The 21837-nt window shown below is 73.5% G+C and carries 19 protein-coding genes; 5 read left to right on the forward strand and 14 right to left on the reverse strand.

The features are described 5' to 3' along the window. Positions 1 to 32 precede the first annotated feature (32 nt). Positions 33 to 1250 (reverse strand): signal recognition particle-docking protein FtsY, encoded by a 1218-nt coding sequence (ftsY, locus tag AB0953_RS26035; RefSeq protein WP_366861991.1) that lies wholly within the window; start codon positions 1248 to 1250, stop codon positions 33 to 35. 146 nt (positions 1251 to 1396) lie between these two features. On the opposite strand from ftsY, the gene AB0953_RS26040 reads away from it, so the two are divergent. Next, a complete protein-coding gene (locus AB0953_RS26040; protein ID WP_366861992.1) occupies positions 1397 to 2908 on the forward strand; it encodes a cytosine permease in 1512 nt (503 codons plus the stop codon). 63 nt (positions 2909 to 2971) lie between these two features. Further along, positions 2972 to 3958 carry an LLM class flavin-dependent oxidoreductase gene (locus tag AB0953_RS26045; RefSeq protein ID WP_366861993.1) on the forward strand — a complete coding sequence of 329 codons (987 nt, stop codon included), beginning with the start codon at positions 2972 to 2974 and terminating at the stop codon, positions 3956 to 3958. A 48-nt stretch (positions 3959 to 4006) separates the two neighbouring features. Here the strand turns inward: AB0953_RS26045 and AB0953_RS26050 are convergent, their stop codons facing one another. From AB0953_RS26050 to AB0953_RS26065, 4 genes are all read right to left on the reverse strand, one after another. After that, positions 4007 to 5440: a sugar porter family MFS transporter gene (locus AB0953_RS26050; RefSeq protein WP_366861994.1), complete on the reverse strand. Its 1434-nt coding sequence runs from the start codon at positions 5438 to 5440 to the stop codon at positions 4007 to 4009. Between the two features lie 235 nt (positions 5441 to 5675). Continuing rightward, the gene (locus tag AB0953_RS26055; protein WP_366861995.1) at positions 5676 to 9662 is read right to left on the reverse strand and encodes an AAA family ATPase; all 3987 of its coding nucleotides are present in this window, start codon (positions 9660 to 9662) and stop codon (positions 5676 to 5678) included. Positions 9663 to 9843: 181 nt separating this feature from the next. After that, positions 9844 to 10059 carry a hypothetical protein gene (locus AB0953_RS26060; RefSeq protein ID WP_361905666.1) on the reverse strand — a complete coding sequence of 72 codons (216 nt, stop codon included), beginning with the start codon at positions 10057 to 10059 and terminating at the stop codon, positions 9844 to 9846. 349 nt (positions 10060 to 10408) lie between these two features. Continuing rightward, positions 10409 to 10690, reverse strand: coding sequence for an acylphosphatase (locus AB0953_RS26065; RefSeq protein ID WP_366861996.1), 282 nt, complete (start codon positions 10688 to 10690; stop codon positions 10409 to 10411). A gap of 136 nt (positions 10691 to 10826) precedes the next feature. On the opposite strand from AB0953_RS26065, the gene AB0953_RS26070 reads away from it, so the two are divergent. Next, entirely contained in the window at positions 10827 to 11756 is a 930-nt protein-coding gene (locus AB0953_RS26070; RefSeq protein ID WP_366861997.1) for a CAP domain-containing protein, read from the forward strand. A gap of 61 nt (positions 11757 to 11817) precedes the next feature. After that, positions 11818 to 12213 (forward strand): helix-turn-helix domain-containing protein, encoded by a 396-nt coding sequence (locus AB0953_RS26075; protein ID WP_366861998.1) that lies wholly within the window; start codon positions 11818 to 11820, stop codon positions 12211 to 12213. Here AB0953_RS26075 and mutM read toward each other — a convergent pair. The 9 genes from mutM to AB0953_RS26120 all read right to left on the reverse strand — a co-directional run bounded on the left by mutM (position 12186) and on the right by AB0953_RS26120 (position 21419). Next, on the reverse strand, positions 12186 to 13055 hold the full coding sequence (mutM, locus tag AB0953_RS26080) for a bifunctional DNA-formamidopyrimidine glycosylase/DNA-(apurinic or apyrimidinic site) lyase (RefSeq protein ID WP_366861999.1): 870 nt from the start codon (positions 13053 to 13055) through the stop codon (positions 12186 to 12188). The genes AB0953_RS26075 and mutM overlap by 28 nt on opposite strands. A gap of 189 nt (positions 13056 to 13244) precedes the next feature. Further along, positions 13245 to 14081 (reverse strand): ribonuclease III, encoded by an 837-nt coding sequence (gene rnc, locus AB0953_RS26085; RefSeq protein ID WP_366862000.1) that lies wholly within the window; start codon positions 14079 to 14081, stop codon positions 13245 to 13247. A gap of 19 nt (positions 14082 to 14100) precedes the next feature. Continuing rightward, a complete protein-coding gene (gene rpmF, locus AB0953_RS26090; protein WP_026165248.1) occupies positions 14101 to 14274 on the reverse strand; it encodes a 50S ribosomal protein L32 in 174 nt (57 codons plus the stop codon). Between the two features lie 2 nt (positions 14275 to 14276). Beyond that, on the reverse strand, positions 14277 to 14945 hold the full coding sequence (locus AB0953_RS26095) for a DUF177 domain-containing protein (RefSeq protein ID WP_366862001.1): 669 nt from the start codon (positions 14943 to 14945) through the stop codon (positions 14277 to 14279). A gap of 111 nt (positions 14946 to 15056) precedes the next feature. Continuing rightward, complete coding sequence (locus AB0953_RS26100) at positions 15057 to 16121, reverse strand: ATP synthase F0 subunit B (protein WP_366862002.1); 1065 nt, start codon at positions 16119 to 16121, stop codon at positions 15057 to 15059. A 104-nt stretch (positions 16122 to 16225) separates the two neighbouring features. Beyond that, positions 16226 to 16705 (reverse strand): pantetheine-phosphate adenylyltransferase, encoded by a 480-nt coding sequence (gene coaD, locus AB0953_RS26105; RefSeq protein ID WP_366862023.1) that lies wholly within the window; start codon positions 16703 to 16705, stop codon positions 16226 to 16228. 29 nt (positions 16706 to 16734) lie between these two features. Next, a complete protein-coding gene (gene rsmD, locus AB0953_RS26110; RefSeq protein ID WP_366862003.1) occupies positions 16735 to 17310 on the reverse strand; it encodes a 16S rRNA (guanine(966)-N(2))-methyltransferase RsmD in 576 nt (191 codons plus the stop codon). A 157-nt stretch (positions 17311 to 17467) separates the two neighbouring features. Then, positions 17468 to 19678 carry an ATP-dependent DNA helicase RecG gene (gene recG / locus AB0953_RS26115; protein ID WP_366862004.1) on the reverse strand — a complete coding sequence of 737 codons (2211 nt, stop codon included), beginning with the start codon at positions 19676 to 19678 and terminating at the stop codon, positions 17468 to 17470. 16 nt (positions 19679 to 19694) lie between these two features. Then, positions 19695 to 21419, reverse strand: coding sequence for a DAK2 domain-containing protein (locus AB0953_RS26120; protein ID WP_366862005.1), 1725 nt, complete (start codon positions 21417 to 21419; stop codon positions 19695 to 19697). 147 nt (positions 21420 to 21566) lie between these two features. Here AB0953_RS26120 and rpmB point away from each other — a divergent pair, with 147 nt between their 5' ends. Then, positions 21567 to 21752 carry a 50S ribosomal protein L28 gene (rpmB, locus tag AB0953_RS26125; RefSeq protein ID WP_064070327.1) on the forward strand — a complete coding sequence of 62 codons (186 nt, stop codon included), beginning with the start codon at positions 21567 to 21569 and terminating at the stop codon, positions 21750 to 21752. Positions 21753 to 21837: the final 85 nt, after the last annotated feature.

The following is a 21837-nucleotide window of genomic DNA, read 5'->3' on the forward strand; positions in this document are numbered from 1 at the left end:
GGGCCGCGCGGGCGGCCCCGTACGGGCGGGGCTCAGTCGCCGATCAGGGCGTCGACGAACGCCTCCGGCTCGAACGGGGCCAGGTCGTCCGGACCCTCGCCGAGGCCGACGAGCTTGACCGGGACGCCGAGCTCGCGCTGGACGGCGACGACGATGCCGCCCTTGGCGGTGCCGTCGAGCTTGGTCAGCACGATGCCGGTGATGTCGACGACCTCGGCGAAGACGCGGGCCTGCATCAGGCCGTTCTGACCGGTGGTGGCGTCGAGGACGAGCAGGACCTCGTCCAGCGGGCCGTGCTTCTCCACGACGCGCTTGACCTTGCCGAGCTCGTCCATCAGGCCGGTCTTGGTGTGCAGGCGGCCGGCGGTGTCGATGAGCACCACGTCGGCGCCCTCGGCGATGCCCTCCTTGACCGCGTCGTAGGCGATCGAGGCCGGGTCGCCGCCCTCGGGGCCGCGCACGGTGCGCGCCCCGACCCGCTCGCCCCAGGTCTGGAGCTGGTCGGCGGCGGCGGCGCGGAAGGTGTCGGCGGCGCCGAGCACCACGCTGCGGCCGTCGGCGACGAGGACGCGGGCGAGCTTGCCGGTGGTGGTGGTCTTGCCGGTGCCGTTGACGCCGACGACCATCACGACGCCCGGGGTGTCCATGCCGCTCTCGGTCTTCACGGTGCGGTCGAAGTCGGTGCCGACCAGGGTCAGCAGCTCTTCCTTGAGCAGGGTGCGCAGTTCGGCCGGGGTGCGGGTGCCGAGGACCTTGACCCGCTCGCGCAGCCGGTCGACCAGCTCCTGCGTCGGGACGACGCCGACGTCGGCGATGAGGAGGGTCTCCTCGATCTCCTCCCAGGTGTCCTCGTCGAGGTGCTCGCGGGAGAGCAGCGTGAGCAACCCCTTGCCGAGCGAGTTCTGCGAGCGCGCGAGGCGGGCGCGCAGGCGGACCAGGCGGCCCGCGGTGGGCTCGGGCACCTCGATCTCGGGTGCGGCCGGCAGCTCGGCCTCGGCGGCCGGCGCCTCGGCGGGGGCGGGCGCCGCCTCCGCCTCGGGGAGGGCGACCTCCTCGATCGTGCGGCGCGGTTCTTCGACCGTTGTTGCGGCGTCCTCCCCCACCTGCGGTTCGGCGGGCGGGGCAGTGATGGTCGGCGTGCTCGGCGGGGTCGGCGGCAGCTGCTTCTTCCTGCGGCTGCTGACCAGGAACCCGCTGATCGCGCCGACCGCGACCAGGGCGATGACTACAGCAAGGATGAGGATGTCCATAACGGCACCAGTATCGGCCACGGCCGCCCCGCGCCGCGGACGCCGAGGGACGGAGCGGACCGTAAGGCCCCATTTGTTGTATAGGCATCAGATCTACGATGATGGGCGACTTGCCCACCCATACCCGCCCCTTCCGGAGAAACCGCATGTCCGCCGAGCCCGCAGACGGCGCGCTGGAGCCCCCGACGACCGAGACCGCCCTGGAGACCCGGGGCCTCGAACCCGTCCCCGACGCCGAGCGCACCGGCCGGGTCCGCGAGCTGGTCCCCACCTGGGTCGCCGCCAACATCAGCGTGCTGCTGCTCACCATGGGCGCCGGCCTGGTGATCTTCAACAAGCTCAACATCTGGCAGGTCCTCGTCGTGGCGGTCGCCGCGCCCGTGGTCTCGTACGGGCTCGTCGGCCTGATCTCGATCGCCGGCAAGCGGGGCGGCGCCCCCGGCATGGCGCTGTCGCGGGCCGTCTTCGGCCAGCGCGGCAACCTGTTCCCCGGCGCCCTGATCTGGGTGGCGCGCTGGGGTTGGGAGACGATCAACGCCGTCAGCGGCGCCTTCGCCATGCTGACGGTGCTGGACCTGCTGTTCGGCGTGCGGAAGAACACCGCCCTGGTCGTGGTCACCCTGCTGCTCTTCGTGGGCTGCACCTTCCTGGTCTCCGGTCTCGGCATCGGCGCGCTGCGCGCGTGCTCGACCTGGTCGACGTACCTGTTCGGTGCCTTCAGCGTGCTCGTGATGGGCTACCTGGTCGCCGAGACCGACTGGGCGGCCGTCCTCGACAAGCCGGCCGGCTCCACCGCGATGATGGTCGCGGGCATCGGCACGATCGCCGCCGGCGGCATCAGCTGGGTGCCCTCCGGCCCGGACTTCACCCGCTACCTGCCGCGTACGGCCTCCGCGCGGGGCATGGTCGGCGCCACCGTCGGCGGTGCGGCCGTGGTGGTCGTCCCGATGGTGCTGATGGGTGCGGTCATGGCGGTCGGCACACCCGACCTGGCCTCCGCGCAGGACCCGGTCTCCTTCATCGGCAGCCTGCTGCCCGCCTGGATCGCGGTCCCGTACCTGCTGATCGCGCTGGTCGGCATGCTGCTGATCAACTCGATGTCCATGTACTCGGCCGGCTTCACGGCGCAGACCCTGGGCATCAGGGTGCCGCGGGCCGCTGCGGTGAGCGTGAACGCCGTGATCAGCCTGGTCTTCGGCTTCCTGCTGATGGTGGTCGCGACCAGCTTCTTCGGCTCGTTCATCTCCTTCCTGACCCTGCTGGCGGTGGCCTTCTCCGCGTGGATCGGCGTCTTCGGCGTGGACATGCTGCGCCGCGAGGACTACGACGGCGCGGCCCTGCTGGACACCACCCCGGGCAGCGCCTACTGGTACCGGGGCGGCTTCGCCTGGCAGGCGATGGCCGCCTGGGGCACGGCGCTCGCCGTGGGCCTGCTGTTCACCGAGGTCGACTGGTTCGCGGGCCCCCTCGCGGACACCTGGATCGGGGCGAACGGGCTGGGCTGGGCAGCCGGCATCCTCACCTCCGGTGCGCTGTACGCCGTACTGCCGCGCACGGCGGCGCAGGCACCCGGGCCGGCGCAGCCGGCCGCGGCCGGGGCGCAGGCGGCGCCCGCGGCGCGCCCCGAGCCCGAGCCCGCCGGATCCCTGGCCGACTGACGCTCCGTCAGCTACCGTCCCTCTTCGCCGCCCGTCCACATCCGGCGAAGGGGGACTTCCGCCATGCCCGTCACCGTGGCCCGGTTCAATCTCGTCGACCCGAACGGCACCCCCGAGAGCCTCTCGGCCCGCTACCGGGCCGCGCTGGAGATGGCCCGGTACGCCGACGACCGCGGGATCGACACCGTCCAGACCGAGGAGCACCACGGCACCGACAACAACTGGCTCCCCTCTCCCTTCGCGTTCGCGGGCGCGGTCCTGGGCGCCACGCGGCGCATCGCGGTCACCGTCTCGGCGATCATCGGCCCGCTGCACGATCCGCTGAAGGTCGCCGAGGACATCGCCGTCTTGGACCTGCTGAGCGGCGGCCGCCTGGTGACGGTCGCGGGCATCGGCTACCGGCCGCAGGAGTACGAGCAGCACGGCGTCGACTGGGGCCGGCGCGGACGGCTGCAGGACGAGCTGCTGGAGACGCTGCTGTCCGCGTGGACGGGCGAGCCGTTCGCCTTCCGCGGCCGCACGGTGCGGGTGACCCCGGTGCCCTTCACCCGGCCGCACCCGCTGCTGCTGGTCGGCGGCAGCTCCCGGGCCGCGGCGCGGCGGGCGGCCCGGCTCGGGCTGCCCTTCTTCCCCAGTGCGCACCTGCCGGAGCTCGAGGCGTACTACGCGGAGCAGCTCGCGGAGCACGGCACCGAGGGGTTCTGCATGATGCCGGCGGCCGAGACCCCGCTGCTGCACATCGCCGAGGACCCGGACCGGGTGTGGGCCGAGCACGGCGGCTGCTTCCTGCACGAGGCGGCCACGTACGCGTCCTGGCAGTCCAAGGACATCCGCAGCGCCGTGCGCTCCCGGGCGCGCTCGGTGGCGGAGCTGCGGGCGGAGGGGGTGTACCGGGTGCTGACCCCGGACGAGGCGGTCGCGTACGCGCGGGGCGCGGGCGGGGCGGGGAACCTGGTGCTGCACCCGCTGTGCGGCGGGATGCCGTTGGACGAGGGCTGGCGCAGCCTGCACCTGCTGTGCGAACAGGTGCTGCCCCGGCTCAGCGGATGAGCCGGGGCAGCACCTGTCGACGAGGAGAGGGGGTGGTGGCGGGGGTGGTTACCCCATCTCCTCCAACGCCTTGCCCTTGGTCTCCGGCACCCACTTGAGGATGAACGGGATCGAGAGCGCGGCGAAGACGGTGTAGATCACGTAGGCGCCGGAGAGGTTCCAGTCGGCCAGGGTCGGGAACGTGACGGTGACGAGCCAGTTGGCGACCCACTGCGCGGCGGCGGCCACGCCGAGCGCGGCGGCCCGGATGCGGCTGGGGAACATCTCGCCGAGCAGCACCCAGACCACGACGCCCCAGGAGAGGGCGAAGAAGAGCACGAAGGAGTGGGCGGCGACCAGGGCGACGGTGCCCTGGGTGTCGGGCATCGTGATGTCGTCGCCGCTGCCCTCCTTGTACGAGAACGCCCAGGCGGCCAGGCCGAGGGAGAGGGCCATGCCGACGGAGCCGATCAGGGCGAGCGGCTTGCGGCCGAGGCGGTCGACGAAGATCATCGCGATCACCGTGCCGATGATGTTGATGATGGACGTGGTGAAGGAGTACAGGAACGAGCTGGACGGGTCGATGCCGACCGACTGCCACAGCGCGGAGCTGTAGTAGAAGATCACGTTGATGCCGACGAGCTGCTGGAAGACCGACAGGCCGATGCCGACCCAGACGATGGGCAGGAGGCCGAAGCGGCCGCCGAGCAGGTCCTTGAAGGTGGACTTGTGCTCGGAGCGCATCGCGAGCTCGATCTCGCCGATGCGGGCGTCGAGGTCGGCGCCGGAGCCCTCGACCTCGCGCAGGACCGCGCGGGCGTCGTCGGTGCGGCCGACGGAGATCAGGAAGCGCGGTGACTCGGGGATGACGAAGGACATCAGGCCGTAGAGCACGGCCGGCACCACCATGACGCCGAGCATCCACTGCCAGGCCTCCAGCCCGGCGATCTCCCCGCGCTGGTCGCCGTCGGCGAGGTTGAGGATGCCCCAGTTGACGAGCTGGGAGACGGCGATGCCGATGACGATGGCGGCCTGCTGGAACGAGGCGAGCCGGCCGCGGTAGGCGGGCGGGGAGACCTCGGCGATGTAGGCCGGGCCGATGACCGAGGCCATGCCGATGCCGAAGCCGCCGATGACGCGCCACAGCGCGAGGTCCCACAGCGCGAAGGGCAGGGCCGAGCCGAGGGCGCTGGCCGTGAACAGGACGGCGGCGATCTGCATGCAGCGGATGCGGCCGATCCGGTCGGCGATGCGGCCGGCGGTGGCGGCGCCGAAGGCGCAGCCGATCAGTGCGGCGGCGATGACCTGGGCGAGGACTTCGGAGCCGACGTCGAACCGGTCGCGGATGGCGACCACGGCGCCGTTGATGACGGAGCTGTCGTAGCCGAAGAGGAAGCCGCCCATGGCGGCCGCGGCGGTGATGAAGACGACGTGGCCGAGGTGGGCGGGGTGGGCGGCCCGCCCGCCCTTCGGGGCCGGCGCCGGCGCTGTGCTGCTGGTCAAGGTCTGCTCCTGCGTGCCCGGCTGCGGTGGCGGGCGGTGGGGGTGGGGTCCTTCCAGTGGCGCACACGGCAACATCCGGCACCACTCGAAGGGAAGAGGCGGCGGAGCGAGCCTATGTGTTCAGAGGTTGAAGTCAAGAGGGGGGCCAGCAGCGAGATGAACGCCACCGCGTAAAGCCCAGGCGGAAGCCCCGAGCAGTGACTTTCATTTCTTGAACGAAGGGTCCGCGTGTGGATCAGCGCAGACGCTGGCTGATGACCTTGGAGACGCCGTCGCCCTGCATGGAGACGCCGTAGAGCGCGTCCGCGACCTCCATCGTCCGCTTCTGGTGCGTGATGACGATCAGCTGCGAGCTCTCCTGGAGCTCCTCCATGATCCGGATCAGGCGCTGCAGGTTGGTGTCGTCCAGCGCCGCCTCCACCTCGTCCATCACGTAGAACGGGCTCGGGCGGGCCTTGAAGATCGACACCAGCAGGGCGACGGCGGTCAGCGAGCGCTCGCCGCCGGAGAGCAGGGAGAGCCGCTTGACCTTCTTGCCGGGCGGCCGCGCCTCCACGTCGACCCCGGTGGTGAGCATGTGGTCGGGGTCGGTGAGGACGAGGCGGCCCTCCCCGCCGGGGAACAGCCGGGAGAAGACGCCCTCGAACTCGCGGGCGGTGTCCCGGTAGGCCTCGGTGAACACCTGCTCGACGCGCTCGTCCACCTCCCGGACGACCTGGAGCAGGTCCGCGCGGGTCTTGCGCAGGTCCTCCAGCTGCTCGCTGAGGAACTGGTGGCGCTCCTCCAGCGCCGCGAACTCCTCCAGCGCGAGCGGGTTGACCTTGCCGAGCTGCTGGTAGGCCCGTTCGGCGGCCTTGAGGCGCTTCTCCTGCTGGGCGCGCACGAAGGGGCCCGGGCGGTTGCGGGGGTGCTCCGGGTCCGCGGGCAGCTCCTCGCCCTCCGCGGGCGGGCTCGGCGGGACCGGCTGGTCCGGGCCGTACTCGGCGACGAGGGCGGCCGGACCGATGCCGAACTCCTCCAGGGCGCGGCCCTCCACCTGCTCGATGCGCAGCCGCTTCTCGGCTCCGAGGACCTCGCCGCGGTGCACGGAGTCGGTGAGCTTGTCGAGCTCGGCCTTGAGGTCGCGGCCGCGGGTGCGGGCCTCGGCGAGCTCCTGCTCGCGCAGGCCCTTGGCGTGCTCGGCTGCGGTGCGCTCGGCGTCGGCCCGGCCGAGGGACACCTCCAGGTGGGCGAGGAGCTGGCGGGCGCCGTCGGCCACGGCCCGGGCCACCGCGGCCTCGTGGCGCAGCCGGGCCCGGCGCCGCTCGGCCCGCGCGCGGGCCTCGCGCTCGGCACGGGCGCCGCGGTCGAGGCTGTCGGCCCGGCCGGCCAGGCCCTTGACCCGCTCCTCGTGCGTACGCAGCTGGAGGCGGGCCTCCATCTCGGTCTGGCGGGCGTTGGCCCCGTCGGCGGCGAGCCGGTCGCGCCGGGCGCTGTCGAGCTCCTCGGCCGCGTCGTCCCCGCCGGGGCCGCTCTCCTCGGCGGCGGCGAGCCGCTCGGCGCACTCCTCCACCTCGGCGAGGGCCTGCTCCAGCGCGGCCTGGGCCTTCTGCGCGGCGGCCGCGGTGCGCTCGGCCTCACCGGCGGCGCCCTTGGCCTGGCCGGCGAGCCGCCCCAGCTGCTGGGCGACCCCGGCCCGGGCCTGCTCGCCGGCCCGGCGGCGCTCGCCGATCTCCTCGACGCGGGCGGCGAGGTCGCGGCGCGCCTCCCGGGCGGCCTCCTGGGCCTCGGCCAGCTCCTTGCACTGCCCGTCGAGCCGGTCCAGCTCGGCGGTGGCCTCGTCGACGGCGGCCTGCACCTCGATCAGGCTGGGCGCCCCGGCGGAGCCGCCGTGCGCGAGGTGCGCCCCGAGCACGTCCCCGTCGGGCGTCACGGCCACGAGATCCGGCCGCCCGGCGACGAGCTGCTGCGCCTCGTCCAGATCTGCGACGAGCACGTGGCCCCGCAGCACCCATCCGACGGCCCGTACCGCTGCGCCGTCCCCCCGCACGAACCGCTCCAGCGGCACGCCGCCGGGCGGCCGATCGCCCCCGTCAGCCTGTCCGGGCACGCTGACGACCGCGGCCCCGCCCTGCGGCAGCGCCGCCTCGTCCCGGGCATGGTCGGCGACCACGGTCGAGGGGGTGGCGCCGGCGGGCGCAGCCTCCGGCTGCATCGCGTCCCCGCCGGCCGCTCCGGAAACGACACCGGGGGCCGCGGCCTCGGCGGACGCGGAACTCGCCTCCGGCAGGGCCGTCTGCACTGCCGCGGCGGCCGCCCGGTCACCGACCGGAACCGGACCCGAGGCCGACGTCCCGGCAGCGGCCGCACCGCCGGCCGGGCCGGGAGCGGCGGCCGCCCGCGGCACCGCGCCGCCGGGAGCGGCGGGGCCGGGCGCAGCGGCGCCAGGTGCCGTTTGGCCGGGCAGAAGGCAGTCGGAGTGGGTGGTCGGTACCGGACCGGCGGGTGCGATCCGGCCGGGGAGCGTCGACGGGGTGATCAGGAGGGTGGCCCGGCCGGTGTCCGTGGTGCGCAGGTGGCGCAGGGCCTCGGCGGCGGCGGGCGGGGAGGCCACCGCCAGGGCGTCGGCCGCGGTGCCGAGGGCGGCCGCCACGGCGGCCTCGTACCCCGGGGTCACCGTGAGCCGTTCCGCCGCCGGGCCCAGCAGGCCGGCCAGCTTCTCCTTCGCCGCGAGCAGCGCCCCCGTGCCGTCCTTGCGCCGCAGCCCGAGCGCGAGCGCATCGCGCCGGGCGGCCACCGCGGCCCGCGAGCGCTCGGCGGCGGTGACCGCGTCCCGCGCCGCCGCGAGGGCCGTCTCCGCCGCCGCGAGCCCGGCCCGCGCCGCCTCGTACTCCTCCTCCGCCGACGCCGGCTCCTCGAGCCCGCCGACCTCCTCGGCCAGGGCCTCGTACTCGGCCTGCGCGGCCTCCGCCCGCAGCGCCGCCTCCTCCCGGGCGGCCACGAGCCGGTCGATCTCCGCCTGGGCGGCGCCCGCGCGGGACCGGGCCGCGCCCAGCCGGCCGGTCAGCCGGGCCAGGGCCTCGCGCCGGTCGGCGACGGCCCGCGCCGCGTCGCGCAGCCGCCGCTCCTCCTCGGCCAGGGCCCGCTCCAGCTCGGCGCGGTGCTCGACGGTGTCCTCCAGCGCGCGGGAGGCCGCCTCCAGCGCGGCCGCGAGCTCCGCCTCCTGCTCGCGGATCCGCGCCGCCTCGCGTTCCATGTCCTCGGGGTCGCGGCCCCGCCGCTCCTCCTCCACCGGCGCGGAGGCGGACTTCACCCGTGCCTCGGCCAGGGACGCCGTGCCGCGCACCCGCTCGGCCAGCTGCGACAGCTCGTACCAGGTCTGCTGCGCCCGCTGGAGGCGGGGGGTCAGCTGCCGCACCGTTTCCTCGAGCTCGGCCTCCTGCCGCAGCGCCCCGGCGAGCTGCGCCTCGGCCGCCTCCTTGCGCTCCTTCAGCGCGGTCTCGTCGGCGATCTCCGCCGCGAGCGCCCCGCGCAGCGCGACCAGGTCGTCGGCGAGCAGCCGCAGCCGCGCGTCGCGCAGGTCGGCCTGGATCACGGCGGCCCGCCGCGCCACGGCGGCCTGCCGCCCGAGCGGCTTGAGCTGCCGGCGCAGTTCGTCGTTGAGGTCTTGGACGCGCGCGAGGTTGGCCTGCATCGCGTCGAGCTTGCGCAGCGCCTTCTCCTTGCGCTTGCGGTGCTTCAGTACGCCGGCGGCCTCCTCGATGAAGGCGCGGCGGCCCATCGGGTCGGCGTGCAGGACCGAGTCGAGCTGCCCCTGCCCGACGATGACGTGCATCTCGCGGCCGATGCCGGAGTCGGAGAGCAGCTCCTGGATGTCGAGGAGCCGGCAGGTGTCGCCGTTGATCTGGTACTCGCTGCTGCCGCCGCGGAACATGATCCGCGTGATGGTGACCTCGGCGTAGTCGATCGGCAGGGCGCCGTCGGAGTTGTCGATCGTCAGCGAGACCTCGGCCCGGCCGAGCGGCGGTCGCCCGGTCGTCCCGGCGAAGATGACGTCCTCCATCTTCCCGCCGCGCAGCGACTTGGCCCCCTGCTCGCCCATGACCCAGGACAGCGCGTCGACCACGTTGGACTTGCCGGAGCCGTTCGGGCCCACCACGCACGTGATGCCGGGCTCGAACCGCAGGGTGGTGGCGGAGGCGAAGGATTTGAAGCCGCGCAGGGTCAGGGACTTGAGGTGCACGCCGCCGGACTCTACCTTTCGCGTTCGGTTTCACCCATGAAGGTGCAGGGCACAACTGACGTCAAGGAGATCAGCCCCTCACCTGGTGGAACGCGGCGGCGAAAGAGAGAAGGGACGCCGGGGCGTCCCTTGCAGATCGTGCGGGGCTGAGTTCGAGCAACGAGTAGCGCGGATCAGCGGATCAGGTGAGCGCAGGCTCCGCCTGGGGTACGTCGATGTCGATGCGGTCCAGCAGCGTCTCTCCGTGCTGAGCGGCGGCCGCGTTCAGCGCGTCGTTCTCGGACTGAATCCGTACGAGCTCGGACTCGAGGTCTTGGACGCGCTGCTGAAGCCGTCGCATCTCGGCGAGGAGTCGCGGGTCGGAGCCGCCGACGTAACCGAGAAGCGCCTTTGCCATGATGGATGGTCCTCCACACTGAGTGACCGACCGAAGCGGTGTGGGTCGTGAGGGAATCGCACCCGCGGATGTCCGGCAGCGACTGTCAGTCACTGCGCTTAACTCTGCCAGCACTGCCAAACAGCTCGGGTGCGCGGGGCTTCCAGCGTCTCACCAAAAAGTTTGACGGTCAACACGATCACGCCCCGTATCGGCGGGCCGCCCGGGTCCGGCGCAGGACGCGGAGATCGTCCTTGCTTCCGAGCCTTCCACGGATGACCGTGCGCGGCAACGCGCGGCGGGCGAACGTGCAGTTCCGGCGCCCTGCGCGCCTCCGACAGGTGTGATCAGTACATGATCAGCCGATCGGTCACCGGATCGCGAAGTCGTCGTAGACGCCGCGCGGCGTCCCCCAGATTTCCGTCACTCCGTCGACCCTCCCGGGCGTGTCGTCGGAGCGCAGCCAGTCGAGCAGCCGGTGGCAATTCTCACGTTGACCCTCGGCCACCACCTGTACTCGCCCGTCGTCGAGGTTGAGCGCGAAGCCGAGGAGCCCGCCGATCTCGAGTGCATTGGCCCTGGTGAACCAGCGGAAGCCCACGCGCTGTACACGGCCGCGCACCCACGCGGTCAGGCGGACGTCGTCATTCATGCGTGCACGCTAACGGGCGGGCCCGCTCGGCGGCACACCGCCCCCGGGGCCCCATGGCGTACAGTCGCGGACCAATGAACTCACCCATTTGGGTGGGTTAAGGATGATCTTCAGCTCGTCAGGAAGGCCCGCGCCGATGGGACGCCACCGACTCCAGGCCGCGCCGCGCCGCGGGGACAAGCGCCGCACCGCCGTGCGCGCCGGCCTGCTGGGCGCCTGCGTGGCGGTGGTCCTCGGCACGGCGGCCGTCAGCACCGGCATGGTGCCGGTCGGCACCTCGTTCCCGTACGTCGGCGTCAGCGCGGCCGGTTCGGCGGCCAAGGCGCGGCCGCCGCAGGCCGCGGCGAAGGCCACCCCGCGCCCCGAGCCCGTCACCCAGAACCGCCCGGGCGGCCTGCCCAACCTCTCCGGCCGCGCCTCCGCGCCCGCCGACGCCGCCGCCTCCCCCTCGCCTTCCGCCTCGCCCACCCCTTCGGCCACGCCGAGCCCCTCGGCCTCCCCCACCGCGGCGGCCCCGGCCCCGACGCCAGAGAAGCCCAAGGCCGCGGCTGCGAAGCCGGCCGCACCCCAGCCGCCCGCCGCCAAGCCGGCGGCCCCCAAGCCCGCCGCGCCCAAGCCCGCCGCCCCCAAGCCGGCGGCCCCCAAGCCGACGGCCCCCAAGCCGGCGGCGCCTGCCGCCGGCGACGGGCACTCGGCCGAGGAGGCCGCCGTCCTGGCCCTGGTCAACCAGGAGCGCGCCCAGGCCGGCTGCGGCCCGGTCCGGGCCAACCCGCCGCTCGCGGCGCTGGCCGCGGCCTTCAGCAAGGACATGGCCCTCCGCGGCTTCTTCGACCACACCGACCCCGACGGGAACACCCCGTGGGACCGCGCCGCCAAGGCGGGCCTGGCCGGCCTCGGCGGCGAGAACATCGCCCGCGGACAGGGCGATGCCGAGGCCGTCATGAAGGCGTGGATGAACAGCCCCGGCCACAGGGCCAACATCCTCAACTGCGAGTACCGCACCCTCGGCGTCGGCGTGTACGTCGCCGACGGCGGCCCCTGGTGGACCCAGGACTTCGGCTTCTGATCCACTTACCGAACGAAAGCGCAACCTTTTGGCAAGCGCCTCCGACCCCTAAGCTGGCCGCATGGAGACCACTGCGGAACCGATGGCGGACCTTCCGTTCGACGCCTTCGCACGCGCCTGCCCCTCGCGGGCGACGCTGGAGCACGTCACCGGGCGCTGGGGCAGCCTCACGGTCGGGGCGCTGCGCGACGGCTCCTGCCGCTTCAACGAGCTGCGCCGCAAGGTGGACGGCGTCAGCGAGAAGATGCTCTCGCAGACCCTGCACGCCCTGGAGCGCGACGGCATCGTCCGCCGCGAGGCCCAGCCGACGAACCCCCCGCGCGTCGACTACGAGCTGACCCCGCTCGGCATGGAGGTCGCCGACCGGCTGCTCGCCCTCATCCACTTTCTGGAAGGCAGCATGCCGCAGGTGCTCTCGGCCCGGGAGGCCTACGACGCCGCGCGCGGCGCCCGCTGACAGCGCGGGCAGAAGTAGCTGGAGCGGTTCATCCACGGCCGGCGCCGCATCGGGGTGCCGCAGCGCCGGCAGGGCTCGTCCTCGCGCCCGTAGGCGTCGAGCGAGCGGTCGAAGTAGCCGGACTCGCCGTTGACGTTGACGTACAGGCTGTCGAAGCTGGTGCCGCCGACGGCGAGGGCCGCGTTCATCACGTCGCGGACGTGGCCGAGGAGTTCGATGCTCTTGGCGCGCGTCAGGCCGGCGGTGGGGCGCTCGTAGTGCAGCCGGGACCGCCACAGCGCCTCGTCGGCGTAGATGTTGCCGACGCCGCTGATCAGGGACTGGTCCAGCAGGGCCCGCTTGACGGTGGTCCGCTTGGCCCGCAGCGCGAGGTGGTAGACGGCCTCGTCGAACAGGGGGTCCAGCGGGTCCCGCGCGATGTGCGCGATGACGTCGGGCAGCCCGTCCTCGCTGTCGGCTGCGGCCTCGTGGAGCGAGAGCCCGCCGAAGGTGCGCTGGTCGACGAAGCGGAGCTCTGTGCCGGCGCCGTCCTTGAACCGCAGGCGGATGCGCAGGTGCTTCTCGTCGGGGGCGTCCTCGGGCTGGACCAGCAGCTGGCCGCTCATCCCGAGGTGGCCGAGGACGGACAGCTCCCGCCCCTGGAGCGGCAGCCACAGGTACTTGCCGCGCCGCTGCGGGACGCCGATGGTCTGCCCGGCCAGCCGCGCCGCGAAGTCGGCCCCGCCGGCGGGGTGGCGGCGTACGGCGCGCGGGTGCAGCACCTCGACGGCGTCGATCGTCCGCCCGGCCACCCAGCGCTCCAGGCCGCGCCGTACCACTTCGACCTCGGGCAGCTCGGGCACGGTGTTCCTCTTCCTGCGACACGACATGCGGACGGGCGCCCGGACGGGGCCCCGAACGGCGGGCATCCGCCTCTGCCGCGAGCCTACCCGGCGGTCCGCCGCGGCAGGGGCCCCGCCCGGAAACGGGGCCGCCCGCCCCTGCCGGTGGCGGGAGCGGGCGGGAGTACCCGAGGGCAAGGAAGCGTCGCGTCAGGCCTTGGGCGCCGGATCGACGGAGGCCGGCGCCCCGCCGTCCCCGGCCGTGGCCGGTGCGTCGCCGGCGCCTGCGGACGCCGCTTCCGCGGCCTTCCGCTGGTCCGCCGCGGCGCGGATCCCGCGCCACGCGGACTCCGCCGCCTGCTGTTCCGCTTCCTTCTTGCTGCGGCCGGTGCCGGTGCCGTACGAGACACCACCGACGCGGGCGGCAGCAGTGAAGGTCTTCTCGTGGTCCGGGCCGGTCTCGGTGACCAGGTATTCGGGCACGCCGAGGCCTTCGGCCGCCGTCAGCTCCTGGAGGCTGGTCTTCCAGTCCAGGCCGGCCCCGAGGTTCGAGGACTTCTCGATGAGCGGGTCGAAGAGCCGGTGCACCAGCTCCGAGGCCGCTTCGAGGCCCTTGTCGAGGTAGACCGCGCCGATCACCGCTTCGAGGGTGTCGGCGAGGATGGAGGCCTTGTCCCGGCCCCCCGTGCCCTCTTCGCCCCGGCCGAGCCGGATGAAGGAGCCGAGGTCGAGGCCGCGCCCCACCTCCGCCAGCGCACGCGAGTTGACCACCGCGGCCCGGAGCTTGGCCAGCTGGCCCTCGGGAAGGTCGGGGTGGGTCGTGTACAGCGTGTCCGTGACCACCAGGCCGAGCACGGAGTCCCCGAGGAACTCCAGCCGCTCGTTGGTGGGCAGGCCGCCGTTCTCGTACGCGTACGAACGGTGGGTCAGCGCACGCACCAGAAGGGCGGACTCGAGTTGGTACCCGAGCCGCCCTTCCAGAAGCGTGTGGGACGAGGCCGCGTTGTTACTGTCTGCCTGCTTCTCAGCGTTGGACAGCTCAGACATTGCGCCTCTCACCAGCCGCTCAGACCTCGAGGACCTGGCGCTTGTTGTAGGTGCCGCAGCTCGGGCACGCGATGTGCTGCTGCTTCGGCTCCTGGCAACGCTCACACGAAACCAGGGTGGGGACCGCAGCCTTCCACTGCGACCGGCGGTGGCGCGTGTTGCTGCGCGACATCTTCCGCTTCGGAACAGCCACGGCTACTTCTCCTGCTTCTCGGCGGCGCTCTGAACGTCGTCAGATGCAGTGCCGCTCATGTTGTCCTTCTCGCCGTCCTGATCGGTCACGACGAGTTCCTGCAAAGCCGCCCAACGGATGTCGACGGCGTCGTGGTGGTGCTCCGGGTCCTCGTTCAGGCTGGTCCCGCAGTCGGGGCACAGTCCGAGACAGTCCTCCCGGCACACCGGCTGCAGCGGCAGTGCGAGCACCACCGCGTCCCGCAGCACGGGTTCGAGGTCGAACAAGCCGTCCTCAAGGTAGAGCGTGTCCTCGTCGTCCTCGGCGTCGTCGGCCGGCTCCGCCTTGGGGCGGCCCCGGTCGTCGGCGTCAGGGTACGAGTACATCTCCTGGAAGTCCGCCGTGAGCTCGCGCCCGACGGCCTCCAGACACCTTACGCACTCCCCCTCGGCCGATGCACGGACGGTGCCTGTGACGAGCACCCCTTCCATGACCGACTCCAGGCGGAGCTCGAGCTTCAGCGGCGCGCCCTCCGGCACTCCGATGACGCCGGCGAGACCGAGGTCCGCCGGTGCCGCGATCTCGCGGGACAGCCGCTGCATGGCACCAGGACGCCGGCCCAGCTCGTGCGTGTCGAACACGAGGGGGTTGCGGTGGTCGAGGCGGGTGTTCAGGGCCGTTCCTGCTTTCACAGATCGCTGAAGATCGGGATTTCTGCCGCTCAAGGGCAGCACGGATCGCGGCGCATACGCGCGACCGAACAGCCAGGATACCCGGCGCTCCGCTCTGAGCCCAATCCGGGATCAGCGGCCCTGTTCGTACTGGCGCAGCTGGTCCAGGTTGATCATGCTCGTGTCGAAGAAGCTGGTCTCGTCGAGCGCGGGCTGCTGCCTGCCGCCCTCCTCGGGCGCCCCCTGCTGCGCGTAGGCGGCGTACGGGTCGGGCTGCTGGGCGTAGCCCATCGCGTACGGGTCCGGCTGCTGGGCGGCCTGCTGGACCGGCTGCTGGTAGCCGTACGCGTCCTGGTACGGGTAGCCGTCGTGGGCGGCCGGCTGCTGGGGGTAGCCGTACGCGTCGTAGACCGGCTCGGGCCGGGCCTGCTGCGGGATCAGGGGGGCGGCCGGGGCCAAGGGCTCCGCCGGCTCCGCGAGGCCCGCCAGGAAGTCCGCGTCGCTCGCCGAGCGGGAGTGCGCGGCGCCGGCCGCGTCCTGGGCCGCGATGTGCGCCCCGAGGTCGTCGGTCGGCACCCGGCCCAGGAGCTTCTGCCGGCCGCGGCCGACCGCCTCCAGGGTCTTGGAGAGCACCGCCTCGAAGGTGGCCAGCTTGGTGTCCACGTAGGCGTCGGCCTGCCGGCGCTGGGTCTCGGGATCGCTGCTGCGCTCGGGCGCGTCGGCGTCCGGGTAGCCCTGCTCGTCCAGGCCCGGCCCGCGCCCCAGGAGCTTCTCGCGGCCGCGGTCCACCGAGCCGATGGTCTTGGTGAGGACGACCTCGAAGTTCGCGAGCTTGCTGTCGACGTAGTCGTCGGCCTGGGCGCGGATCTCCTCGGCCTCCCTGCGGGCCTCCGCCAGGATCCGGTCGGCCTCGTCCCGGGAGCGGCGCGCGACCTCCGTGTCGGAGATCAGCGAGCCGCGCTGGGCGTGGGCCGACTCGATGATCCGCTCCGCCTCACGGCGGGCCTCCTCGACCATCCGGTCGCGGCCGCCGATGAGCTCCTGCGCCTGCGCGAGGGAGCCGGGCAGGGCCTGGCGCACCTCCTCGAGCTGCGCGAGCAGCTCGGCGCGGTTGATGACGCAGGAGGCCGACATGGGCATGGACCGGGCGCCGCCGACGGCCGCGACGATCTCGTCGAGCTTCTTCTGCACGTCCATGGGGGCTCGCACTCTCTCGGCCTCGGGGCGGTTCCTGAGACGGACGGGACGACTGTATGCGCACCGGGGCGGCGCCGGACACCGGGTGACGCCCCGTCAGCAGGTCAGCGCTCGGCGAGCCGGGCGGTCAGGGCCGCGTGCACGTGCGGCGGCAGCAGGTGCGAGACGTCGCCGCCCCAGGCGGCGACCTCCTTGACCAGGGAGGAGGACAGGAAGCTGTAGGTGGGGATGGTCGGCACGAACAGCGTCTCGACGCCCGAGAGGCCCATGTTCATCTGGGCCATCTGGAGCTCGTAGTCGAAGTCGCTGACCGCGCGCAGGCCCTTGACGATGGCCGGGATGTCCCGCTGCTTGCAGAAGTCGACGAGCAGTCCGTGGAAGGACTCCACCTGGACGTTGCCGTAGTGCGCCGTCGCCTCGCGGATCAGCTCGATCCGCTCCTCGACGGTGAACAGGCCCTTCTTCGACTGGTTGATCATCACGGCGACGTGGACGACGTCATAGAGCCTGGAGGCGCGTCCGATGATGTCGAGGTGACCGTTGTGGATGGGATCGAAGGACCCCGGACAGACGGCGCGGCGCAACTTGGTCCCCTTGGTGTCCGGTGCGGGCATCATGAATCTTCGCTGGTGAAGGCGGCGCGACCGTACCAAAGGGTGCCTTCGCCGTACTTGCGCGAGCGCAGCGGCTCGAACCCCTCGGGCCACGGGAAGGCCCCGCTCCTCGTGCCGCGCTCCACGGTGACGAGCGCATCGTCGGTGAGCCAGCCATTGGCGCGGAGTGTGAGGAGGATCTCGCCAAGATCGCCGTGGCTGACGGCGTACGGCGGGTCCAGGAAGACCACGTCGTACGGCTCCCCCGCCGGCACGGCTACGACCTGTTCCGCCTTGCCCGCGCGGAACTCCGCTCCGGGCAGGCCGAGCGCCTTGATGTTGTCCCGGATCGCCTTGGCGGCCTTGGCCTCGGTCTCCACCAGCAGCGCGTGCGCCGCGCCGCGCGAGAGGGCCTCCAGGCCCACGGCGCCGGAGCCGGCGTACAGGTCGAGCACGCGGGCCCCTTCGACGCCGTGCAGCGACTCCCAGGTGGAGAAGAGCCCTTCGCGCATCCGGTCGGAGGTCGGACGGGTGCCGGTGCCGGGGGGCACGGCCAGCCGTCGCCCGCCGGCGCTGCCGGCGATCACGCGGGTCATCTGGGGTCCTTCGGTACGGCGGTCGGGGGTGGGGCGGCGGGTCCGCGGCCGGATGCGGCGGTTCCTGCGGCGGCTGCCGGGCACCGCCGGCCGCTGCGGGGTTCCACGATAGGTCCAGGGCGCCGGACGGCGCCGCCCAGCCCTTCCGGGCCGGTGCTCAGCCCTTCTCCAGGTACTGCTCGCGCTCGTCGTCCAGCAGGGCGTCGAGGGCCGTGCGCAGCGCGGGCAGGTGCTCAAGCTCCGGGTCGGCGGCGACGGTCCGGGCGGCCTCCTCGCGGGCCTGCGCGATGATCTCCTCGTCCTCGATGACGGCCAGCATGCGCAGGGACGAGCGGACACCGGACTGGGCCTGGCCGAGCACGTCGCCCTCGCGGCGCTGCTCCAGGTCGATCCGGGACAGCTCGAACCCGTCGAGGGTCGCGGCCACGGCGGCCAGCCGGGCCCGGGCCGGGCTGGCCTCGGGCATCTCGCTGACCAGCAGGCACAGGCCGGGGGCCGAGCCGCGGCCCACGCGGCCGCGCAGCTGGTGGAGCTGGGAGACGCCGAACCGGTCCGCGTCCATGATCACCATGACGGTGGAGTTGGGCACGTTCACCCCGACCTCGATGACGGTGGTGGCGACGAGCACCTGGACCTCGCCGGCGGCGAACCGCCGCATGACGTCGTCCTTGTCGGCCGGGTCCATCCTGCCGTGCAGCACCTCCACCGCCAGCCCGGCCAGCGGCCCGGTGCGCAGCTTCTCGGCGGTCTCCAGGACGGCGAGCGGCGGGCGCTTCTCGGCCTCGTCCTCGAGGGACTTCGCGGCCTTGGCGGCCTTCTTCTCGTCCTCCTCGTCGCCGATGCGGGGGCAGACCACGTACGCCTGGTGGCCCTTGTCCACCTCCTCGCGGACCCGCTCCCAGGCGCGGGTGAGGAAGTGCGGCTTGTCCTTCGCGGGCACCACGTGGGTGGCGATCGGCGAGCGCCCGGCGGGCAGCTGGTCGAGGACGGAGGTCTCCAGGTCGCCGAAGACCGTCATCGCGACCGTGCGCGGGATCGGGGTCGCGGTCATCACCAGCAGGTGCGGCGGCTGCTTGCCCTTGGAGCGCAGGGCGTCGCGCTGCTCGACCCCGAAGCGGTGCTGCTCGTCCACCACGACCAGGCCGAGGTCGTGGAACTGCACCTTGTCCTCGATCAGGGCGTGGGTGCCGATCACGATGCCGGCCTCGCCGGTGACCAGGTCGAGCAGGGCCTGGCGGCGGGCGGCCGTGCCCATGGACCCGGTGAGCAGCACCACCTTGGTGGCCCGCTCGGCCCCGCCCAGCATGCCGCCCTCGGCGAGCTCGCCCATCATCTCGGTGACGGACCGGTGGTGCTGCTGCGCGAGCACCTCGGTGGGCGCGAGCATCGCGGCCTGCCCGCCGGCGTCCACCACGGCGAGCATCGCCCGCAGGGCCACCAGGGTCTTGCCCGAGCCGACCTCGCCCTGCAGGAGGCGGTGCATGGGGTGGTCGGCGGCGAGGTCGGCGAAGATCTCGCGGGAGACGGCCTGCTGGCCGTCGGTGAGGGTGAAGGGCAGCTTGGCGTCGAAGGCGTCGAGCAGGCCGCCGGGGACGGGGCGGCGGGGGACGGCGGGCAGCTGGGAGTCGGCGTGCCGGCGGCGGGCCAGGGCGACCTGGAGGACGAAGGCCTCGTCCCATTTGAGGCGGTCGCGGGCCTGCGCGACGTCGGCCTTGGTGCCCGGGCGGTGGACCTTCAGGAGGGCCTCGGGGAGGGCGAGCAGCCCCCGGCCCTCACGCAGTGCGGGCGGCAGGGGGTCCGCGGCCTCCTGAGCGCTCGGCAGTACCGCGTCCACGGCTTTGGCGATCTTCCAGCTCTCCAGCTTGGCGCAGGCGGGGTAGATCGGGATGAGCCGGTTGGCGAACGCGTCGACCGCCGAGGCTCCGGCGTCGGCGTCCAGCAGTTCGTACGCGGGGTGCGAGAGCTGGAGCCGGTGGTTGAACCGCCCGACCTTGCCGGCGAACATCGCCCGGCTGCCCGGCAGCAGGTCCTTGTGCGGCTTGTGCACGCCGGAGCCGAAGAAGACCAGTTGGAGGCGGCCGTACCCGTCCGTGATGGTCACCTCCAGGCGTCTGCCCCGCCCTCCGTTGAAGGTGTGCACCCGGGCGTCGGCGACCTGCGCGACCACCGTCACGTGCTCGTCGAGCTGGTCGCCGAGGTCGGCGAGCGACGTCAGCTCGCCGCGCTCGGCGTACCGGCGGGGGTAGTGGTGCAGCAGGTCGCCGACCGTGTGCAGGCCGAGCTGCTCGGCCAGCACCTTCGCGGTGGCGGGGCCGAGCGTCTTCTTGAGGTCTTCGTCGAGCGCGGGCACGTGTTCATTGCACACCATGGCGCCGACAAGGCGGCTATTCGACCCCGATGAGCAGGGGCGCGCAGTAGCGCCCGCCCCGGTAGGTGACGGTGTCCACCGCCAGGTGGCCGTTCTGGACGTACGCCTCCAGGCGCGCGGCGAGCGGGTCGGGTGCGTCGGGGCCGAGGACGAGGGTGACCAGTTCGCCGCCGGAGCCGAGCATCCGGTCCAGGACGGCCTGCGCGGTCTCGGCGAGGTCGCGGCCGATCACGGCGACGTCGCCGTCGATGAGGCCGAGCACGTCGCCGGCCTGGCAGATGCCGGCGGAGGTGAAGGACTGCCGTTCGGCGACGGCGAGTTCCGCGTAGCGGGTGGCGCCGGCCGCGGCGGTCATGGCGACGACGTCCTCGTCGAAGCTGCCCTCCGGGTCGTGGACGGCGAGGGCGGCCAGGCCCTGGACCGCGGAGCGGGTGGGGATGACCGCGACCCGGACCCCGTCGGCGCGGGCCCGTTCGGCCGCGGCGGCAGCGGCGGCCCGCTCGCCGGGGCCGCCGGGCAGCAGCACCACCTCGCGGGCGTGGGCGCGCCGGACGGCGTCGAGGAGCGCCTCGGCGCCGGGTGCCCGGCCGGGCCGGGCGAGGACGGTGGTCGCGCCCGCCTCCGCGCACAGCTCGGCCAGGCCCTCGCCGGGGACCACGGCGACCACGGCCCGCTGGACCCGCTCGCCGCGCGCGCGGCGGCGTTCGTCCCCGAAGTGCGTGATGCGGATGCGGTGGGGCCGGCCGGCGGCGACGCCGGCCTCGACGGCGGCTCCGGGGTCGTCGACGTGGACGTGGACGTTCCACAGCCCGTCGCCGCCGACGACGACCAGGGAGTCCCCGAGGCCGTCGAGCCGTTCGCGCAGCCGGGCCACGGCCGGCTCGCCCGCCTCCAGCAGGTAGACCACCTCGTACGCGGGCCCGGCCTGCTCCTCGGCGTCGCAGGGCCGGGCCGGCTGCGGTACGGGCACGGCCCGGCCGCGCACCGCCTCGGCGGCGGGCTCCTGCCCCGACAGCGCCTGCCACAGCGCCCCGAGGACGGCGACCAGCCCGCAGCCCCCGGCGTCGACGACCCCGGCCCTGCCCAGCTCGGCGAGCTGCCCCGGGGTCGCGGCGAGGGCGGCGCGGGCGCCGTCGTACGCGGCGCGGGCGACGTCCGCGGCGGTCCCGGCGGCGGCCTCGGCGCTCTGCGCGGCCTTCGCCGCGGCGGCGGCGACGGTGAGCATGGTGCCCTCGACGGGGTGGGCGACGGCCTCGTAGGCCTCCTGGGCGGCCCGGGCGAGCGCCGTGGCGAGCAGGGGGCCCGGGCCGCGCCCGCCGGGGTCGTCGCCGAGGACGTCGGCGACGCCGCGCAGCAGCTGGGCGAGGATGGTCCCGGAGTTGCCGCGGGCGCCTATGAGCGCGCCGTGCGCCCAGGCCCGCACCGCCTGGGCGAGGGAGGCGGCGCCGGCGGCGCCGAGGGCGCGGTCCGCCGACTCGGCGGTGAGGTAGAGGTTGGTGCCGGTGTCGGCGTCCGCGACGGGGTAGACGTTGATGGCGTCGATGTCCTCGCGGGCGCGGCCGAGTGCGGCCAGGGCCAGCGAGCTCCAGGTGCGCACCGCTTCGGCGTCGAGCTCGTCGAGGGGCTGCGGCTGCGGCTCGTGCGGCACCGGGCGTTCCTCCTTGTGCGGGCCAGGGTTCACCGCAGGGTAACGAAGGACCGCCGGGGTCCCGGGCCCGCGGGCGGGCCGGGCGGCAGCCATGGTAGTTTTCTTGGACGGGAGCAGCCGTTGTATGCTGCTCCGGTTGCCCGATGAGAGTCGGGCTGTTCCCCCGGCAAACCACTTCAGATCTCTGATCCGGTGCGCCGGATTTCACTGTAAGTGCATCTGAAGTCTTTGGAGTGACCTGTGGCTGCCAACTGCGACGTTTGCGGCAAGGGGCCGGGCTTCGGCAACAACATCTCGCACTCGCACCGCCGTACGTCCCGTCGCTGGAACCCGAACATCCAGCGCGTCCGTGCCGTGGTCAGTGGGACGCCGAAGCGCCTCAACGCCTGCACCTCGTGCATCAAGGCCGGCAAGGTCTCGCGCTGACGCGTCCCGTCGTCGTAGCGCAGCCCTTCCCGGTTGCCAAGAAGGCCGGTCCACCTCGGTGGACCGGCCTTTTGCCTTTCCCGGA

Source organism: Streptomyces sp. NPDC046866 (assembly GCF_040704625.1).
In the GTDB taxonomy this organism is placed as follows: domain Bacteria; phylum Actinomycetota; class Actinomycetes; order Streptomycetales; family Streptomycetaceae; genus Streptomyces.

What these genes read in the sequence shown, in the direction of transcription:
- ftsY (WP_366861991.1), bottom strand. Translation starts at nt 1,250, where the DNA reads ATGGACATCCTCATCCTTGCTGTAGTCATCGCCCTGGTCGCGGTCGGC.
- AB0953_RS26040 (WP_366861992.1), top strand. Translation starts at nt 1,397, where the DNA reads ATGTCCGCCGAGCCCGCAGACGGCGCGCTGGAGCCCCCGACGACCGAG.
- AB0953_RS26045 (WP_366861993.1), top strand. Translation starts at nt 2,972, where the DNA reads ATGCCCGTCACCGTGGCCCGGTTCAATCTCGTCGACCCGAACGGCACC.
- AB0953_RS26060 (WP_361905666.1), bottom strand. Translation starts at nt 10,059, where the DNA reads ATGGCAAAGGCGCTTCTCGGTTACGTCGGCGGCTCCGACCCGCGACTC.
- AB0953_RS26065 (WP_366861996.1), bottom strand. Translation starts at nt 10,690, where the DNA reads ATGAATGACGACGTCCGCCTGACCGCGTGGGTGCGCGGCCGTGTACAG.
- AB0953_RS26070 (WP_366861997.1), top strand. Translation starts at nt 10,827, where the DNA reads ATGGGACGCCACCGACTCCAGGCCGCGCCGCGCCGCGGGGACAAGCGC.
- AB0953_RS26075 (WP_366861998.1), top strand. Translation starts at nt 11,818, where the DNA reads ATGGAGACCACTGCGGAACCGATGGCGGACCTTCCGTTCGACGCCTTC.
- rnc (WP_366862000.1), bottom strand. Translation starts at nt 14,081, where the DNA reads ATGTCTGAGCTGTCCAACGCTGAGAAGCAGGCAGACAGTAACAACGCG.
- AB0953_RS26100 (WP_366862002.1), bottom strand. Translation starts at nt 16,121, where the DNA reads ATGGACGTGCAGAAGAAGCTCGACGAGATCGTCGCGGCCGTCGGCGGC.
- rsmD (WP_366862003.1), bottom strand. Translation starts at nt 17,310, where the DNA reads ATGACCCGCGTGATCGCCGGCAGCGCCGGCGGGCGACGGCTGGCCGTG.
- recG (WP_366862004.1), bottom strand. Translation starts at nt 19,678, where the DNA reads ATGGTGTGCAATGAACACGTGCCCGCGCTCGACGAAGACCTCAAGAAG.
- AB0953_RS26120 (WP_366862005.1), bottom strand. Translation starts at nt 21,419, where the DNA reads ATGGCTGCCGCCCGGCCCGCCCGCGGGCCCGGGACCCCGGCGGTCCTT.